Here is an 18,082-nt window from a genome sequence, read left to right on the forward strand (position 1 = left end):
CGGCCGCGACAAGCCCGAACAACACAAGGAGAACCATGCCCAAGCAGAAGACGCACTCCGGTGCCAAGAAGCGTTTCAAGGTCACCGGCAGCGGCAAGATCATGAAGCAGCAGGCCGGTATGCGCCACAACCTGGAGGTCAAGGCTCCCGGGCGCAAGGCTCGCCTGAACAAGGACCAGGTGCTGTCCAAGGCCGACACCAAGGTCGCCAAGAAGCTTCTCGGCCTGTAGCCACCGCTGCAGCAGCCGACCTAGACGAGAAAGAAGAAGAGCAATGGCAAGAGTGAAGAGGGCTGTCAACGCCCACAAGAAGCGTCGGGTCATCCTCGAGCGCGCCGAGGGCTACCGCGGTCAGCGGTCGCGTCTGTACCGCAAGGCCAAGGAGCAGGTCACCCACTCCCTCGTCTACTCCTACCGCGACCGCCGTGCGCGCAAGGGCGACTTCCGCCGCCTGTGGATCCAGCGCATCAACGCCGCGTCGCGTGCGAACGGCCTGACCTACAACCGCCTCATCCAGGGCCTCGCCCTGGCCGGCATCGAGGTCGACCGCCGCATCCTGGCCGAGCTCGCCGTGAACGAGCCCGCCACCTTCGCGTCGATCGTCGCGAGCGCCAAGGCCGCTCTTCCCGCCGACACCTCGGCTCCGAAGACCGCCGCGTAACTCCACCTCGCAGCACGACCCACAACAGAAGAGAGTCAGCCGCATGCTCGACAATCCGCGATCACCGCGCGTTCGGGCTGTGGCGAAACTCGCCAAGAAGGGAGCCCGGTCCGAGACCGGGCTCTTCCTCTTGGAGGGGCCGCAGGCGGTCGCCGAGGCGCTGACGTTCGCGCCGCACCTGGTGATCGACCTGTTCGCGACCCCGACTGCGCTCGACCGCTACGACGAGATCGCCCGCAAGGCGGCCGACTCCGAGATCGAGGTCGAGTTCGTCACCGAGCACGTCCTCGACGCGATGGCCGACACGGTCACCCCCCAGGGCTTCGTGGCGGTCTGCCGCCAGTTCCCCACGGCCCTGAAAGACATCTTCGCCGCGGGCCCCCGTCTCATCGCGGTGCTCGAGGAGGTGCGCGACCCGGGCAACGCCGGCACGATCATCCGGGCGGCGGATGCGGCGGGTGCCGACGCGGTCATCCTGACGGGGCGCTCGGTCGACCTGTACAACCCCAAGGTGGTGCGCTCGACGACGGGCTCGCTGTTCCACCTCCCGGTCGCCGTCGAGGCGACCCTCGACGACGTGCTGCGCCGCGCCCGTGAGGCCGGGCTGCAGGCCCTGGCGGCCGACATCAAGGGCGACGACCTGCTCGACGTGCGAACCGCCGGCGTGCTCGCGAAGCCGACCGCCTGGGTCTTCGGCAACGAGGCCAGAGGGCTCACCGACGACGACCTCGCCGCGGTCGACCGGGCCGTCTCGCTGCCGATCTACGGCCAGGCCGAGTCGCTGAACCTCGCCACCGCCGCGTCGGTGTGCCTGTACGAGAGCGCGTTCGCCCTGCGCTCCTGAGCATGTTTCGCTTCGGTTACAGAAGCGCTCCCCGCGTTGCACCCCCCTGAACGGGTGTGGTTGGGTGTTCACCATGAGTTCCGCCGATACCCCTGTTCGAGTGTCAGGCGGCGCCGAGGCCCCGCTCGTCGTGATCGATCACGTCGACAAGCACTTCGGTGAGCTGCACGTGCTGAAAGACATCTCCTCCACCGTCGCCCGCGGCGAGGTCGTGGTGGTCATCGGCCCCTCGGGGTCGGGCAAGTCGACCTTCTGCCGCGCGATCAACCGCCTCGAGACCATCGACTCCGGCACCATCACCATCGACGGCACGGTGCTGCCGAGCGAGGGGCGCGAGCTCGCCACGCTGCGGGCCGACGTCGGCATGGTGTTCCAGTCGTTCAACCTGTTCGCGCACAAGACGGTGCTCGAGAACGTCACGCTCGCCCCGATGAAGGTGCGCGGGCTCTCCCGCAAAGACGCCGAGGCGCGCGCCATGACCCTCCTCGAGCGCGTCGGAGTCGCCAACCAGGCGAAGAAGATGCCGGCCCAGCTCTCCGGCGGCCAGCAGCAGCGCGTGGCCATCGCTCGCTCGCTCGCGATGGAGCCGAAGCTCATCCTGCTCGACGAGCCCACCAGCGCACTCGACCCCGAGATGATCAACGAGGTGCTCGACGTCATGGTCGGTCTCGCGAAAGACGGCATGACGATGATCGTCGTCACCCATGAGATGGGCTTCGCCCGCAAGGCGGCCGACCGCGTGCTCTTCATGGCCGACGGCCGCATCGAGGAAGAGGCTGCCCCCGAGCAGTTCTTCGGCAACCCCCAGTCACCGAGAGCGAAAGACTTCCTCTCCAAGATCCTCGCCCACTAGGCGGGAACCATCCCGCGCGTCTGCCGCGGGGAACACAGCACACGAGAGGTACGACCAATGAAGCACACGAAGCTATCGTTCTTCGCACTCGCCGCGGCGACCGCCCTGGTCCTGACGGGATGCGCGGGGTCCGACGACGCCGCCGACAGCGAGGAGACGCCAGAGGCGGCGCCCACCTTCGCTGCGGGCTCCACGATGGAGCGCCTGTCCAGCGCCGGTGAGATCACCATCGGCACCAAGTTCGACCAGCCGCTGTTCGGGCTCGTCGGCCCCGACGGCACGCCCGAGGGCTTCGACGTCGAGATCGGCAAGATCATCGCCGACAAGCTCGGCATCGACGACGACAAGATCAAGTGGGTCGAGACGGTCTCGGCCAACCGCGAGCCCTTCATCCAGAACGGCGAGGTCGACATCGTGGTGGCGACCTACACGATCAACGACAAGCGCAAGGAGGTCATCTCGTTCGCAGGGCCGTACTACACCGCCGGCCAGAGCATCCTGACCCTGAGCGACAACGACGACATCACGACCGAGGACGACCTGGTCGGCCAGAAGGTCTGCTCGGTCACCGGCTCGACCCCGGCAGCCAACCTCGAGGCGCTCGGCGCCGACGTGGTGCTCACCGACACCTACACGAACTGCCTCGAGCCGCTGCGCACGGGCCAGGTCGTCGCGGTCTCGACCGACAACGTCATCCTCGCCGGCCTCGCCGCGCAGAACGAGGGCGAGTTCCAGGTCGTCGGCAAGCCCTTCACCGAGGAGCCCTACGGCATCGGCCTCGCGAAGGACGACACCGACTTCCGCACCTTCATCAACGACACCCTCGAGGAGTCCTACGAGGACGGCTCCTACGAGGAGGCGTGGAACGAGACGGCCGGCGCCGTGCTGCCGTTCGTCGAGCCCCCGGCGGTCGACCGCTACTGATCCATCCGGTGGGGAGCCGCTCCGGCGGCTCCCCACCTCCCTGCCCGTTCCCACCCACCGACAAACAGACCGATAGAGAGGAGTGCGAGTGAACGTCGTCATCGACAACCTGCCGGCCTATCTCGAGGGCTTCGGCCAGACGCTCTCGCTGCTCCTCATCGCAGGGCTGGGAGCGCTCGTGGTCGGCACGCTCGTCGCCGCCATGCGCATCTCGCCCGTGCCGGCGCTCTCGAGCGTCGCCGCCGTGTACACCGAGCTGCTGCGCAACACCCCGCTCACCCTCGTGCTGTTCTTCTGCGCGATCATCCTGCCCTACCTCGGGTCGGAGCTGCCCTACTTCTGGTGCGCCGTCATCGGCCTCACCGCCTACACCTCGCCGTTCGTCGCCGAGGCGCTGCGCTCGGGCATCAACGGCGTGCCTGTCGGCCAGGCCGAAGCGGCGCGCAGCCTCGGGCTCGGCTTCGGTCAGACGGTGAGCATCGTCATCTTCCCTCAGGCGTTCCGGATGGTCATCCCGCCGCTGATCAACGTGCTGATCGCCCTGACCAAGAACACCTCGGTGGCCGGCGGCTTCTTCGTGGCCGAGCTCTTCGGGGTCGGCCGCACGCTGGCCAACGCCAACGGCAACGCGGTGATCGCGGTGCTGCTCGCGGTGGCCACCTTCTACCTCGTCATCACCATCCCGCTCGGCATCCTCGCCGGACGGCTCGAGAAGAGATTCGCGGTGCAGCGATGAGCGCCTCCGTCCTGTTCGACGCCCCGGGACCGCGCGCCAAGCGCCGCTCCCGCATCGCGTCGGCGATCGTCATCGTGGTCGTGCTCGCCGGCCTCGCCTGGATCGTCTACACCCTCGCCCAACCGCGCGAGTCCGGCGGCATCACCCTGCCCGGCTACTTCGACTGGACCCGCTGGGAGAAGCTCGTCACCGACCCCGAGTTCTGGGGCGCGGTGGGCCGCGGTGTGCTCGGCACGCTGCAGGCGGCGGCGATCGCCGCGGTCGGCGCCATCGCGATCGGCGTGCTCTTCGCCCTGCTCCGCACCTCGCCGCTCGCCGTCGTGCGGGTGCCGACGACGATCCTGCTCGAGTTCTTCCGCGGCATGCCCGTGCTGCTGATGATGCTCTTCATCCTCCTCGTGGGGTCGACGGGAGCGTTCTGGGCGGTCGTCATCGCCCTGGCCGTCTACAACGGGGCCCTGATCGGGGAGGCGCTGCGGGCCGGCATCGTCTCGCTGCCCCGCGGCCAGCGCGAGGCCGGGCTGAGCCTCGGCCTCACTCGGCTTCAGACCAAGCTGCAGATCGAGTTCCCCCAGGCGTTCCGGCAGATGCTGCCGATCATCGTCGCCCAGCTCGTCGTGCTGCTGAAAGACACCAGCCTCGGCTACATCGTCGGCTACAACGAGCTCATCCGCACCACGATGAACAACCTGTCGAGCTTCTACGGCAACCGCTACCTCTTCACGCTGTTCCTCATCACGCTCGTGATCTACCTGGCGATCAACCTCACCCTGTCGTGGGTCGCCCGCCGGCTGGCGCGGCGCCGATCGCAGAAGGTTGCGGCGGTGCTGCTCGACGGCGGCGCCCAGGGCGGCCGTGCGATGCCCGGCCCGCTGGCGGCGGCGAACGGCAACCCGGAGAACGCGGCGACGGAATAGACGCCGCGACGGAATAGACCGGCGACGCAAGAGATCGGGCGGCGCAACCGCACCGCACCCCGTAAACTTGTGCCTCGTGTCTGAACCCATCGCCATCACCGAGCAGGCGGTGAGCGACGCGGTCGACGCGGCGCTCGCAGCGCTCGCGACCGCCACCGACTCCGCCGAGCTCCGCTCCGTGCGCTCCGCCCACGCGGGGGAGGGCTCGACCCTCGCCACGCTCAACGCGCAGATCAAGTCGCTGCCGGGCGACCAGAAGGCCGCCGCCGGCAAGCTCGTCGGCCAGGCCCGCGCCCGGGTCAACCAGGCCATCGCCGCTCGCGAGACCGAGGTCGTCGCCCTCGAGGAGGCCCAGAAGCTGGCCGCCGAGACGGTCGACGTGACGGCGCTGCCGACCCGACGCCGCATCGGCGCCCGCCATCCGCTCTCTCTTCTGCAAGACCGCATCGCCGACATCTTCGTCGGCATGGGGTGGGAGGTCGCCGAGGGCCCCGAGGTCGAGAGCGAGTGGTTCAACTTCGACGCCCTGAACTTCGACGCCGATCACCCGGCGCGCGCGATGCAGGACACCTTCTTCATCGACCCGCCCGAGTCGCACCTGGTGCTCCGCACCCACACCAGCCCCGTGCAGGTGCGGAGCCTGCTCGAGCGCCCGCTGCCCGTCTACGTGATCGCGCCCGGCCGCGTGTACCGCACCGACGAGCTCGACGCCACGCACACCCCGGTCTTCAGCCAGGTCGAGGGCATCGCCATCGACAAGGGCCTCACCATGGCGCACCTCCGCGGCACCCTCGAGCACTTCGCCACGCAGATGTTCGGCGAGGGCGCGAAGATCCGCCTGCGCCCCAACTACTTCCCGTTCACCGAGCCCAGCGCCGAGATGGACGTCTGGCAGCCGGGCGCGAAGGGCGGCGCGCGTTGGGTGGAGTGGGGCGGCTGCGGCATGGTCAACCCCAACGTGCTCCGCTCGGCGGGCATCGACCCCGACGAGTACTCGGGCTTCGCGTTCGGCATGGGCATCGAGCGCACCCTGCAGTTCCGCAACGACCTCAACGACATGCGCGACATGGTCGAGGGCGACGTGCGCTTCTCCCAGCAGTTCGGAATGGTGGTCTAGTCATGCGTGTTCCTCTCTCCTGGCTCGCCGAGTACGTCGACCTCCCCGTCGGCGCCTCGATCGCCGACGTCCACGCCGCCCTCGTCAAGGTCGGTCTCGAAGAGGAGGGGTCTCACGACTTCGACCTCCAGGGCCCCATCGTCGTGGGGCAGGTGCTCGAGTTCGTGCCCGAGCCGCAGTCCAACGGCAAGACCATCCGCTGGTGCCAGGTGCGCGTCGCCCCCGAGGGGCAGCAGGCCGCCGACGGCGGGGCGGATGTGCGCGGCATCGTCTGCGGCGCCGGCAACTTCTTCGAGGGTGACAAGGTCGTCGTGACGCTTCCGGGCGCCGTGCTGCCCGGCGGCTTCGCCATCGCGGCCAGAAAGACCTACGGCCACGTCTCCGACGGCATGATCGCCTCGGCGCGCGAGCTCGGACTGGGGGAGGACCACGACGGCATCCTCCGCCTCAGCACCCTGGGCCTCGACCCCGAGGTCGGCACCGACGCGCTCCCGCTGCTCGGGCTCGACGACGAGGCCGTCGAGGTCAACGTCACGCCCGACCGCGGCTACGCCTTCAGCATCCGCGGCATCGCGCGTGAGTTCTCGAACTCCACGGGTGCGGCCTTCCGCGACCCGGTGGCCCGCGTGACGCCGGTCGCCACGAACGGCTTCCCGGTCGCCATCCACGACGAGGCGCCCATCCGCGGCCGCGTCGGTGCGACGGTGTTCGTCACCCGCGTGGTGCGCGGTGTCGACCCCACCCGGCCGAGCCCCGCCTGGCTGGTGTCGCGGCTGAAGCTCGCCGGCATCCGCTCGATCTCGCTCGTGGTCGACATCACCAACTACGTGATGCTCGAGTTCGGGCAGCCGATCCACGGCTACGACCTGGATGCGCTGCAGGGCGGCCTCGTCGTGCGCCGCGCCGCGCCGGGCGAGACCCTCGAGACCCTCGACGGCCAGACCCGCACGCTCGACGCCGAAGACCTCGTGATCGCCGATGACCGCGGAGCCATCGGCCTCGCGGGCGTGATGGGCGGAGCCTCGACCGAGATCGGCGACGCCACCACGAACGTGCTCGTCGAGTCGGCCAACTTCGACCCCGTGTCGATCGCCCGCACCGCGCGCCGGCACAAGCTGCCGAGCGAGGCTTCCCGCCGCTTCGAGCGCGGGGTCGACCCGGCCGTCGCCCAGCCGGCCGCCGCTCGCGTGGTCGAGCTGCTCGAGACGCTCGCCGGAGGCGCGGCCGACGACGGTCTCGGGTCGGTGCACCACGAGCATCCGGAGCCCGGCTCGATCGTGCTGCCCTTCGGCTTCGTGCAGCGCCTCGTCGGCGTCGACTTCACCAGCGACGAGACCGCTCACGCGCTCGCCGAGATCGGCGCCACCGTCGAGGAGACCTCGGCCGGCTTCGTGGTCACGCCGCCGTCGTGGCGCCCCGACATCACCGACAAGGCCTCCCTCGCCGAGGAGGTCGCGCGCATCGTCGGCTACGACCGCATCCCGTCGATCCTCCCCGTCGCGCCTCCCGGCCGGGGCCTCACGGTCTCCCAGGTGACCCGTCGTCGCACGGCCGACGTGCTCGCGGCCGGCGGCCTCACCGAGGTGCTCGCGTACCCGTTCATCGGAGCTGCGATGAACCGCGCCTTCGGCAGCCCGCGCGACGAGGAGGTGCCGGCCATCCGCGTCGCGAACCCGCTCGACGCCGAGGCGTCGCTGCTGCGCACCTCCCTCCTGCCCGGCCTGATCGACATCGCGCGCCGCAACCTCTCGCGCGGCCTCACCGACCTCGGGCTGTTCGAGCTCGGCCTCGTCTTCCTGCCCGAGGCGGGGCGCGAGTACGGCCAGGCCGAGCTGCCGGCGGGCGCCCGCCTGCCTGACGCCGGCGAGCTGGCCGAGCTGCACAGCGGCATCCCGCCGCAGCCGCGCCACATAGGCGTACTTGTGCTGGGCAACGCGGTCGACAAGCAGCCCGGCCAGCCCGCCGTGCCCGCCGGCATCGCCGACGTGCTCGACGTGGTGCGCCTCGTCGAGTCGGCGCTCGCCGTAGAGCTGCGCATCGCCGCCGGATCGCACTCGGCGATGCACCCGGGGCGCACGGCCGAGGTCTTCGTGCGGGGCACCGACGGGGCCGAGCGGAGCGTCGGCTTCGCCGGCGAGCTGCTGCCGACGTTGACGCACGAGCTCGACCTGCCCCGCGTGGTCGGGGTGGCCGAGCTCGACCTCGACGCGCTGCTCGCGGCCGCGGGCGAGGCGATCGAGGTCGCCCCGATCTCGGGCTACCCGGCCGCCACCCAAGACCTGTCGCTGGTCGTCGACGCGTCCATCCCGGCCGGCGACGTCGAGCAGGCCGTGGTCGAGGGCGCGGGCGAGCTGCTCGAGAGCATCCGCCTGGTCGACGACTACCGGGGCACGGGTGTTCCGGACGCCGCCAAGTCCCTGACGTTCGCCCTCCGCTTCCGGGCCCCCGATCGCACCCTCACCTCCGCCGAGGCGAGCGAGGCGAAGCTCGGCGGCGCGGCGAAGGCCGGCGAGCTCTTCGACGCCACCGTGCGCGAGTAGCCCCCGGCGCCCCTCGCGAAAAGGGGGTGCCCGCTACCGGCTAGATTTGACCCATGGTCTATTCAGTTGCGGTCGCGGGTGCCTCCGGGTACGCCGGAGGCGAGGTCCTGAGGCTCCTCAGCGCGCATCCGGAGTTCAAGGTGCGAACCGTCACGGCGCACAAGAACGCCGGCCAGCCGCTGATAGAGGTGCAGCCGCACCTCCGCTCCTACGCCGACCTCGTGCTGCAGGACACCTCGGCCGAGACCCTGAAGGGCCACGACGTGGTCTTCCTCGCGCTGCCGCACGGGCACTCCGGGGCGCTCGCCGCCGAGCTCGGCGACAGCGCGCTCGTGGTCGACTGCGGCGCCGACCACCGGCTCACCGACGAGAACGCCTGGCTCGAGTTCTACCGCTCCGAGTACCACGGCTCCTGGCCCTACGGCCTGCCCGAACTCGTCCGACTGAACGGCGGCAAGCAGCGCGAGGCGCTGGCCGGCGTGAACCGCATCGCGGTGCCCGGGTGCAACGTCACCGCCGTGAGCCTCGCGCTCGCGCCGGGCCTGCGGGCGGGCGTCATCCAGGCCGCCGACCTGGTCGCGGTGCTCGCGGTCGGCCCCTCGGGCGCCGGGAAGACCCTGCGCACCGACCTCCTCGCGAGCGAGCTGCTCGGCTCGGCTCACGCCTACGGCGTCGGGGGAGTGCACCGGCACGTGCCCGAGATCGTGCAGAACCTCGAGGGCGCCTCGGGCGAGAAGGTCACCGTCTCGTTCACCCCGATGCTCGTGCCGATGGCGCGCGGCATCATCGCCACCTCGACCGCTCGCCTGCAGCCCGGAGTCAGCGCCGCCGACGTGCGCTCGGCCTGGGAGCTCGCCTACGCCGACGAGCCGTTCGTGCACCTGCTGCCCGAGGGCTCGTTCCCCAAGGTGGCCGACGTGCTCGGCTCGAACTCGGCCCTGATCGGCCTGGCCGTCGACGAGGCCGCCGAGCGCGTGGTCACGGTGACGGTGCTCGACAACCTCGTCAAGGGCACCGCCGGCGCCGCCATCCAGTCCACCAACATCGCCCTGGGCCTGCCCGAGACCCTCGGCCTGCCCGTGAACGGAGTCGCCCCGTGAGCGTCACCCACCCCGCCGGCTTCACGGCGGCGGGCGTCGCCGCCGGCCTCAAGTCCACCGGCGCCCGCGACCTCGCACTGGTCGTCAACCAGGGCCCGCTGCAGCACGCCGCCGCGGTGTTCACGTCGAACCGCGCCAAGGCGAACCCGATCCTCTGGTCGCAGCAGGTGATCGCCGACGGGCGCGTCTCGGCCGTCGTGCTGAACTCCGGCGGCGCCAACTGCTTCACGGGAGCCTTCGGCTTCCAGACCACCCACGCCACGGCCGAGGCCGTCGGCACCGCGCTCGGCGTCTCGCCCGGCGACGTGCTCGTCTGCTCCACCGGCCTGATCGGTGTCGGCGACCAGAGCTTCCGCGACGCCATCCTGCAGAACGTGCCCGCGGCCGCCGACGCGCTCGGCGCCGAGGGCGGCCACGACGCGGCCCTGGCGATCATGACCACCGACTCGCACCCGAAGGAGGCCGTCGTCGAGGGCGAGGGCTGGTCGATCGGCGGCATGGCCAAGGGGGCGGGGATGCTCGCGCCCGGCCTCGCGACGATGCTGGTGGTCATCACCACCGACGCCGTGCTCCCGCCCGCCGCACTCGACCGGGCGCTCCGGGCGGCCACCCGCGTCACCTTCGACCGCCTCGACTCGGACGGCTGCATGTCGACCAACGACACCGTCGCCCTGATGGCGAGCGGAGCATCCGGCATCGACGCCGACGAAGCCGCCTTCACCGACGCCCTCACCGCGCTCTGCCGCGATCTCGCGCTGCAGCTGCAGGCCGACGCCGAGGGGGCGAGCCACGACATCGCGATCGAGGTCGTCAACGCCGCCAGTGAAGACGACGCCGTCGTCGTCGGTCGCGCCGTCTCGCGCAGCAACCTGCTGAAGGCGGCCATCTTCGGCAATGACCCCAACTGGGGCCGGGTGCTGGCCGCGCTGGGAACGACCGACGCCGCCTTCGACCCCTACGCCATCGACGTCTCGATGAACGGCGTGATGGTCTGCCGCAGCGGCGAGCCGGGTGACGACCGCGAGCTGGTCGACCTCACGCCGCGCGCCTGCACGATCCTGATCGACCTCAAGGCGGGCGACGCCACGGCGACGATCTTCACCAACGACCTCACGCACGACTACGTGCACGAGAACAGCGCGTACGCCAGCTGATGGCCGAGCACATCACGCGCACCGCGGCCGACGCCCAGCTCGCCCACGTCAAGGCGAACACCCTGATCGAGTCGCTGCCCTGGCTCAAGCGCTTCCACGGCGAGATCGTGGTGATCAAGTTCGGCGGCAACGCCATGGTCGATCCGGCGCTGCAGCGCACCTTCGCCGAGGACATCGTGTACCTCCGCTACGCCGGCCTGAAGCCCGTCGTCGTGCACGGCGGCGGCCCGCAGATCTCGAAGATGCTCGACCGGCTCGGCATCGCCAGCGAGTTCCGCGGCGGCTACCGGGTGACGAGCCCCGAGGCCATGGACGTGGTGCGGATGGTGCTCACCGGGCAGATCAGCCGCGACATCGTCAGCAACATCAACGAGCACGGCCCGCTCGCCGCCGCCCTCTCGGGTGAGGACGCGGGGCTCTTCGAGGGCCGCCGGCGCGGTGTCGAGATCGACGGCGAGCTCGTCGACCTCGGCCTGGTCGGCGACGTGATCGGTGTGAACCCCGAGGGCGTGCAGGCGCAGCTCGATGCGGGTCGCATCCCGGTCGTCTCCTCGATCGCGCCCGACATCGACGCCCCCGGTCAGGTGCTGAACGTGAACGCCGATGCGGCGGCCGCCGCCCTCGCCGTCGCGCTCGGGGCCGCGAAGCTCGTCGTGCTCACCGACGTGCCCGGGCTCTACAGCGACTGGCCGAACCGCGACTCGCTCGTCTCCGAGATCGAGAGCGAGGAGCTCCGCGCCCTGCTGCCCGGCCTCGAGTCGGGCATGATCCCCAAGATGGCCGCGTGCCTCGAGGCCGTCGACGGCGGTGTGCCCAAGGCCGCCATCATCGACGGGCGCGAAGCGCACTCGGTGCTGCTCGAGATCTTCACCCCCGGCGGCTTCGGCACCGAGGTCGTGCCGACGCACGAGCCCTGACCGGGCACCCCGCGCCCGCGCACCCCGCTCCGGCTGAAGCGGCCACCCCCACCCACCCACCCGCCCCGACACCGACCCGGAAGGCCCGTCTTGTCCTCCTCCCCGTGGAAGAACCGCTTCGACGAATCGCTCATGCGCACGATGGGCATGCCACTGCGCTTCCTCGTGCGCGGCGAGGGTGCGTGGGTCTGGGACGACGAGGGCGACCGCTATCTCGACTTCCTCGCCGGCATCGCGGTGAACTCGCTCGGTCACGCGCATCCGGTGTTCGTCGAGGCGGTCAGCCGCCAGGCCGCCACCCTCGCCCACGTGTCGAACTACTTCTCGACCCCGCCCCAGCTCGAGCTCGCCGAGCGCCTGAAGCGCCTGACCGGAGCCGGCGACGGCGGCCGCGCCTACTTCTGCAACTCGGGCGCCGAGGCCAATGAGGCGGCGTTCAAGCTCGCCCGGCTGAACGCGAGCCCCACCCGCCGGCGCATCGTCGCCCTCGAGAACGCCTTCCACGGCCGCACCATGGGGGCGCTGGCCCTCACCGGCAAGCCCGCCATGCGCGAGCCCTTCGACCCGATGCCCGGGGGAGTGGAGCACATCCCGAGCACCATCGAGGCGCTCGAGGCCACGATCGACGACTCGGTGTCCGCCCTCTTCCTCGAGCCGGTCAAGGGTGAGGCCGGCGTGATCGACCTGCCGCCGGGCTACCTCAAGCGGGCGCGCGAGCTCACCGAGCAGCACGGCGTCCTCCTCATCATCGACGAGATCCAGACCGGCGTCGGGCGCACGGGCGCCTGGTTCGCCTACATGAACGCGGGCGTCGTGCCGGATGCGGTGACCATCGCCAAGGGCATGGCCGGCGGCTTCCCGATCGGCTCTCTGGTCACCTTCGGCTGGGCCTCCGACCTGTTCCGCCGCGGTCAGCACGGCAGCACCTTCGGCGGCAACCCGCTCGCCACCGCCACCGCGAACGCCGTGCTCGGCCACATCGAGGAGGCGGGCCTCGTCGAGAACGCGCTGGTGCGGGGCGAGCAGCTGCGCGCGGTCATCCGCGAGATCGACTCGCCGCTGGTCGAGGAGGTGCGCGGTCAGGGCCTCCTGATCGGCGTCGGTCTCCGCGAGCCGGTCGCGCAGCAGCTGTCCGACGCGGCGCTCGCCTCCGGCCTCATCATCAACGCCCCGAACGACTCGAGCCTCCGCATCGCGCCGCCGCTGATCATCGGCGACGACGAGGTGCGCGAGTTCGGCAACCGCCTGCGCGCGGCGTTCGCCCTCGTCGAGGCGCTCTGAGGCCGGGCGTCCCGTCCTCCCCGGGCCCCGTCCCGGCGATCTCCCACCACGACCAGCGGATGCGCGAGCACCCGCTCCCGCTATCCTGAACCTTTCGGCGCATCCCGATCCGCGTCCCATCCCCACCCCGAGGCGAGCATGACCAGGCACTTCCTTCGAGACGACGACATCACCCCGGCCGAGCAGGCCCAGATCCTCGACCTCGCCGGGCGTCTGAAGGCCGACCGCTTCCAGGCCCGTCCGCTCGCGGGCCCGCAGACGGTCGCCGTCATCTTCGACAAGTCCTCCACCCGCACCCGCGTCTCGTTCGCGGTCGGCATCGCCGACCTCGGCGGGGTGCCGTTGATCATCTCCACCGCGTCGAGCCAGCTCGGCGGCAAGGAGACCGCGAGCGACACGGCCCGCGTGCTGGAGCGCCAGGTCGCCGCCATCGTGTGGCGCACCTACGCGCAGTCGGGCCTGGAGGAGATGGCGGCCGGTACCCGGGTGCCCGTGGTCAACGCGCTCTCCGACGACTTCCACCCGTGCCAGCTGCTGGCCGACTTCCTGACGATCCGCGAGCACCGCGGAACCCTCGCCGGGCTCACGGTGACGTTCCTCGGTGACGGCGCGAGCAACATGGCGCAGTCCTACCTGCTGGCGGGCGCGACGGCCGGGATGCACGTGCGCATCGCCTGCCCCGAGCAGTACGCCCCGCATCCGGAGGTCGTGGCCGACGCCGAGCGTCGTGCGGCCGAGACCGGCGGCTCGGTCGTCGTGCTCACCGACCCGGCGGCGGCCGCAGCGGGTGCCGACGTGATCGTCACCGACACCTGGGTGTCGATGGGCAAGGAGGACGAGAAGGCCGAGCGCGTGGCGACCTTCGGCGGCTACCAGGTCGACACCGCGCTGATGAAGACCGCCCAGCCCGACGCCCTGTTCCTGCACTGCCTGCCGGCCGACCGCGGCTACGAGGTGGCGGCCGACGTCATCGACGGGCCGCAGAGCGTGATCTGGGACGAGGCCGAGAACCGGTTGCACGCGCAGAAGGCGCTGCTGGTCTGGCTGTTCGAGCAGAACGCGGCGGATGCGGCCGCGCCGACCCCCGCTCCGGCAGCCTGAGGAGGGCGACATGACCGACGACGTCTCGAACCGCGCCGCTGAGGCCGGGGCCCTCTGGGGCGGCCGCTTCGCCGGCGGCCCCGCACCGGCTCTCGCCGAACTGAGCCGCTCCACCCACTTCGACTGGCAGCTGGCCCAGTACGACATCGAGGGATCGCGGGCGCACGCCCGAGCCCTCGCCCGAGCCGGCTACCTCACCGCGACCGAGCTGGAGGGCATGCTCTCGGCCCTCGACACCCTGGCCGAGCAGGTGGACAGCGGCGACTTCGCCCCGCTGCCGAGCGACGAGGACGTGCACTCGGCGCTGGAGCGCGGCCTGATCGAGATCGCCGGAGCCGAGCTCGGCGGCAAGCTCCGGGCCGGACGCAGCCGCAACGACCAGATCGCCACCCTGGTGCGGATGCTCCTCCGCGACCACGCGGCCACCATCACCCGCCAGCTCGTCGACCTGATCGACGCAACGGCAGCCCAGGCCGATGCGCACTTCGACGCGATCCTGCCCGGGCGCACCCACCTGCAGCACGCCCAGCCCGTGCTGCTCGCCCATCAGCTGCTGGCCCACTGCTGGCCGCTGGTGCGCGACCTCGAGCGCTTCCGCGACTGGGACCGCCGGGCGAACGCCTCGCCCTACGGCTCGGGAGCCCTGGCCGGCAACACCCTCGGCCTCGACGCCGAGCTCGTGGCGCACGACCTCGGCTTCGCGCACGGCGTCGAGAACTCGATCGACGGCACCGCGGCCCGGGACGTCGTGGCCGAGTTCGCCTACATCGCCGCCCAGATCGGCATCGACCTCTCGCGCTTCGCGGAGGAGATCATCATCTGGAACACGAAGGAGTTCGGTTTCGTCACGCTCTCCGACTCGTACTCCACGGGCTCGTCGATCATGCCGCAGAAGAAGAACCCCGACATCGCCGAGCTCGCGCGCGGCAAGTCGGGCCGGCTGATCGGCAACCTGACCGGCCTGCTCGCGACGCTCAAGGGCCTCCCGCTCGCGTACAACCGCGACCTCCAGGAGGACAAGGAGCCGGTCTTCGACTCGATCAAGACGCTCGAGGTCCTGCTGCCGGCATTCACCGGCATGGTCGCGACCCTCACCTTCCACACCGAGCGGATGGCGGAGCTCGCGCCGCAGGGCTTCTCGCTCGCCACCGACGTGGCCGAGTGGCTGGTCAAGCAGCACGTGACCTTCCGTGATGCGCACGAGATCACGGGCACCCTGGTCAAGTTCGCGGAAGACCACGGTCTCGAGCTCGACGAGCTGACGGATGCGCAGTACGCCGACATCTCACCCCACCTCACCCCGGCCGTCCGTGAGGTGCTCACCATCGAGGGATCCGTCGCCAGTCGCGACGGCTCGGGCGGCACCGCCGGAGTCCGCGTGCGGGAGCAGCTCACCGCACTGACGGAGCGCGTCCGCGCCCTGGTCACCCGGAGCGGCGAGCTCACCGGAGGCACCGAATGAGCCCCACCGGTCCGTCCAAGCCCGAGCGCGACCCGGGCGACCCCGGTTTCTGGCGACGTCCGCTGTCGAACCGGGTGGTCTGGACGATCATCGCGATCGCCGCGGTCGTCGTCGTGGCCGGCGTCCTGGTGAGCCTCGCGCTCGGCGTGCGCCTGTTCTAGGAGATCCGCCGTGATCGACTTCTCGGGCACGGCGGTCGAGGTCGCACCCCTGCTGCTCGGAGCCGTGATCGCTCACGACTCGCCCGAGGGCCGGGTGGGGGTGCGGCTCACCGAGGTCGAGGCCTATCTCGGCGACGGGCTCGACCCGGGATCGCACGCCTTCCGCGGCCGCACCCGGCGCAACGCCTCGATGTACGGCGAACCCGGACGGCTCTACACGTACTTCACCTACGGCATGCACGTCTGCGCCAACGTGGTCTGCTCGCCGGCGGGGGAGGCCTCGGCCGTGCTGCTGCGGGCGGGAGAGGTGGTCGAGGGCCACGAGCTCGCGCGGTCGCGGCGCCCCACCTCACGGTCCGACATCGATTTCGCGCGGGGCCCGGCGCTGCTGGTCAAGGCCCTCGGCATCGCGCTGAGCGACGACGGCGCCGACCTCGGCACCCCGCCGTTCTCGTTCGCCCCGGCGGACCAGCGCGCATCCGGGATCGCCACCTCGCTGCGCACGGGAGTGAGCGGCGACGGCGGCCGGCCGCCCTTCGCCTGGCGGTTCTTCCTCGAGGGCGACCCGACGGTCTCGCCCTACAAGCGCCACCCCAAGCTCGCCGCGGGCTGACGAGGCCCCCGCTGGTAGGCTCGATTCCCGTGTCAGACCTCATCGATCCCGCCGCTCTCGTGCCGCAGAACGATCCCTCGTTCGACGACGTGTGGGACGAGCTGAACTACCGCGGGCTCGTGCACGTGTCGACGGATGCGGCGGCACTGAAGGAGCTGCTCGCCGGGCCGCCGATCACGCTGTACTGCGGCTTCGACCCCACGGCGCCGAGCCTGCACCTCGGCAATCTCGTGCAGCTCCTGGTGCTGCGCCGGCTGCAGCTCGCGGGGCACAAGCCGCTCGGGCTGGTGGGCGGATCGACGGGGTTGATCGGCGACCCGCGGCCCACGGCGGAGCGCACGCTGAACACCAAGGACACCGTGGCCGAGTGGGTCGGCTACCTGCAGGGCCAGATCGAGCGCTTCCTGAGTTTCGAGGGCGAGAACGCCGCCCGCATGGTCAACAACCTCGACTGGACGGCACCGCTCTCGGCCATCGACTTCCTGCGCGACATCGGCAAGTACTTCCGGGTCGGCACGATGCTGAAGAAAGACGCGGTCTCGGCGCGGCTGAACTCCGACGCGGGTATCAGCTACACCGAGTTCAGCTACCAGATCCTGCAGGGCATGGACTTCCTCGAGCTGTACCGCAGCTACGGCTGCGTGCTGCAGACCGGGGGCAGCGACCAGTGGGGCAACCTCACGAGCGGCACCGACCTGATCCATCGCGCCGAGGGGGTGAGCGTGCACGCCATCGGCACCCCGCTCATCACGAACTCCGACGGCACCAAGTTCGGCAAGAGCGAGGGCAACGCCGTCTGGCTCGACCCGGCGCTGACGAGTCCCTACGCGTTCTACCAGTTCTGGCTCAACACCGACGACGCCGACGTGATCGCGCGGCTGAAGATCTTCACGTTCCTGCCGCGCCCCGAGATCGAGCGGCTCGAGCAGGCGGTGGCCGAGGCCCCGTTCAAGCGCGAGGCGCAGCGCACGCTCGCCTACCTGGTGACGGCGTTCGTGCACGGGGTGCCGGCGACCGAGTCGGCGATCGCGGCGGCTGCCGCCCTGTTCGGGCAGGGTGACCTGGCCGAGCTGGATGCGCAGACCGTCGCCGCGGCGGTGGCCGAACTCCCGCGGGCCGAGGTGACGGGGGAGACCTCGATCGTCGAGGCCCTCGTGGCGAGCGGACTGGTGTCGTCGACGAGCGACGCCCGTCGCGCCATCGGCCAGGGCGGGGTGTACCTGAACAACGCCAAGGTCGAGAACGACACCGAGACGATCGGCGAGCGTCGGCTCGCCGGCGGTTTCGCGGTGCTGCGCCGGGGCAAGAAGACCCTCGCCGGCCTGTCGATCAGCGGATGATCGGGGCCCGACACGCCCGGGATGCAAAGTGATTTGCGAGCCCTCGAATCGGGCCGTAATGTTCTTACTCGTCACCCCACAGGTGCGGAAAGCGGAAGAGCTTACCGGCCTCAAGCGGGACATCAGATCTTCACTTTCCTGAAGACCGTCCCTTGTGGGGACAGGTACAAAAGATGAAAAGATCACAACCCCAACACACTCCGCTTCGGAACGTCGATTTGACAGACTGAAAGCTGGTGCTAGGGTAGAGAAGTTGCCTGGAGCGGCGGCCTGAAAGGGTTCGACTCTGGTGCATCCGATCCTTGAGAACTCAACAGCGTGCACAATGTCAAATGCCAAAAACCCCGACAACTTCGGTTGTA

18 protein-coding genes are annotated in these 18,082 nt (G+C 70.5%); all 18 read left to right on the forward strand.

Going from position 1 to position 18,082, the window contains the following annotated elements; genetic code table 11:
- The first annotated feature begins 35 nt into the window (after nt 1-35).
- The 18 genes from rpmI (at nt 36) to tyrS (ending at nt 17,720) form a co-directional block, all read left to right on the forward strand.
- Nucleotides 36-230, forward strand: a complete 195-nt coding sequence (rpmI, locus tag HQQ85_RS18160) for a 50S ribosomal protein L35 (RefSeq protein WP_173183874.1) — start codon at nt 36-38, stop codon at nt 228-230.
- 43 nt (nt 231-273) lie between these two features.
- Nucleotides 274-660: a 50S ribosomal protein L20 gene (gene rplT / locus HQQ85_RS18165; protein WP_137836111.1), complete on the forward strand. Its 387-nt coding sequence runs from the start codon at nt 274-276 to the stop codon at nt 658-660.
- Nucleotides 661-703: 43 nt separating this feature from the next.
- Nucleotides 704-1,504 carry an RNA methyltransferase gene (locus HQQ85_RS18170; RefSeq protein ID WP_173183875.1) on the forward strand — a complete coding sequence of 267 codons (801 nt, stop codon included), beginning with the start codon at nt 704-706 and terminating at the stop codon, nt 1,502-1,504.
- 73 nt (nt 1,505-1,577) lie between these two features.
- On the forward strand, nt 1,578-2,357 hold the full coding sequence (locus HQQ85_RS18175) for an amino acid ABC transporter ATP-binding protein (protein ID WP_173183876.1): 780 nt from the start codon (nt 1,578-1,580) through the stop codon (nt 2,355-2,357).
- A 57-nt stretch (nt 2,358-2,414) separates the two neighbouring features.
- Entirely contained in the window at nt 2,415-3,281 is an 867-nt protein-coding gene (locus tag HQQ85_RS18180) for a glutamate ABC transporter substrate-binding protein (protein ID WP_173183877.1), read from the forward strand.
- A gap of 88 nt (nt 3,282-3,369) precedes the next feature.
- The gene (locus tag HQQ85_RS18185; protein ID WP_173183878.1) at nt 3,370-4,017 is read left to right on the forward strand and encodes an amino acid ABC transporter permease; all 648 of its coding nucleotides are present in this window, start codon (nt 3,370-3,372) and stop codon (nt 4,015-4,017) included.
- Nucleotides 4,014-4,934 carry an amino acid ABC transporter permease gene (locus HQQ85_RS18190; protein WP_173183879.1) on the forward strand — a complete coding sequence of 307 codons (921 nt, stop codon included), beginning with the start codon at nt 4,014-4,016 and terminating at the stop codon, nt 4,932-4,934. Before HQQ85_RS18185 ends, HQQ85_RS18190 begins: the two co-directional genes overlap by 4 nt.
- A 76-nt stretch (nt 4,935-5,010) precedes the next feature.
- Complete coding sequence (pheS, locus tag HQQ85_RS18195; protein WP_173183880.1) at nt 5,011-6,051, forward strand: phenylalanine--tRNA ligase subunit alpha; 1,041 nt, start codon at nt 5,011-5,013, stop codon at nt 6,049-6,051.
- A gap of 2 nt (nt 6,052-6,053) precedes the next feature.
- Entirely contained in the window at nt 6,054-8,591 is a 2,538-nt protein-coding gene (pheT, locus tag HQQ85_RS18200) for a phenylalanine--tRNA ligase subunit beta (protein ID WP_173183881.1), read from the forward strand.
- A 53-nt stretch (nt 8,592-8,644) separates the two neighbouring features.
- Nucleotides 8,645-9,691: an N-acetyl-gamma-glutamyl-phosphate reductase gene (argC, locus tag HQQ85_RS18205; RefSeq protein ID WP_173183882.1), complete on the forward strand. Its 1,047-nt coding sequence runs from the start codon at nt 8,645-8,647 to the stop codon at nt 9,689-9,691.
- Nucleotides 9,688-10,845, forward strand: coding sequence for a bifunctional glutamate N-acetyltransferase/amino-acid acetyltransferase ArgJ (gene argJ / locus HQQ85_RS18210; protein ID WP_173183883.1), 1,158 nt, complete (start codon nt 9,688-9,690; stop codon nt 10,843-10,845). Before argC ends, argJ begins: the two co-directional genes overlap by 4 nt.
- Entirely contained in the window at nt 10,845-11,762 is a 918-nt protein-coding gene (gene argB / locus HQQ85_RS18215) for an acetylglutamate kinase (protein WP_173183884.1), read from the forward strand. Before argJ ends, argB begins: the two co-directional genes overlap by 1 nt.
- Nucleotides 11,763-11,852: 90 nt before the next feature.
- Complete coding sequence (locus HQQ85_RS18220; protein ID WP_256430711.1) at nt 11,853-13,043, forward strand: acetylornithine transaminase; 1,191 nt, start codon at nt 11,853-11,855, stop codon at nt 13,041-13,043.
- Between the two features lie 138 nt (nt 13,044-13,181).
- Nucleotides 13,182-14,144 (forward strand): ornithine carbamoyltransferase, encoded by a 963-nt coding sequence (argF, locus tag HQQ85_RS18225; RefSeq protein ID WP_173183885.1) that lies wholly within the window; start codon nt 13,182-13,184, stop codon nt 14,142-14,144.
- A gap of 10 nt (nt 14,145-14,154) precedes the next feature.
- Nucleotides 14,155-15,606, forward strand: a complete 1,452-nt coding sequence (gene argH, locus HQQ85_RS18230; RefSeq protein WP_173183886.1) for an argininosuccinate lyase — start codon at nt 14,155-14,157, stop codon at nt 15,604-15,606.
- The gene (locus tag HQQ85_RS18235; protein WP_173183887.1) at nt 15,603-15,767 is read left to right on the forward strand and encodes a hypothetical protein; all 165 of its coding nucleotides are present in this window, start codon (nt 15,603-15,605) and stop codon (nt 15,765-15,767) included. Before argH ends, HQQ85_RS18235 begins: the two co-directional genes overlap by 4 nt.
- Before the next feature lie 10 nt (nt 15,768-15,777).
- Complete coding sequence (locus tag HQQ85_RS18240; RefSeq protein WP_173183888.1) at nt 15,778-16,380, forward strand: DNA-3-methyladenine glycosylase; 603 nt, start codon at nt 15,778-15,780, stop codon at nt 16,378-16,380.
- Between the two features lie 29 nt (nt 16,381-16,409).
- The gene (gene tyrS, locus HQQ85_RS18245; protein WP_371741953.1) at nt 16,410-17,720 is read left to right on the forward strand and encodes a tyrosine--tRNA ligase; all 1,311 of its coding nucleotides are present in this window, start codon (nt 16,410-16,412) and stop codon (nt 17,718-17,720) included.
- Nucleotides 17,721-18,082: the final 362 nt, after the last annotated feature.

It is taken from the genome of Herbiconiux sp. VKM Ac-2851, assembly GCF_013205105.1.
Taxonomy (GTDB): domain Bacteria; phylum Actinomycetota; class Actinomycetes; order Actinomycetales; family Microbacteriaceae; genus Herbiconiux; species Herbiconiux flava.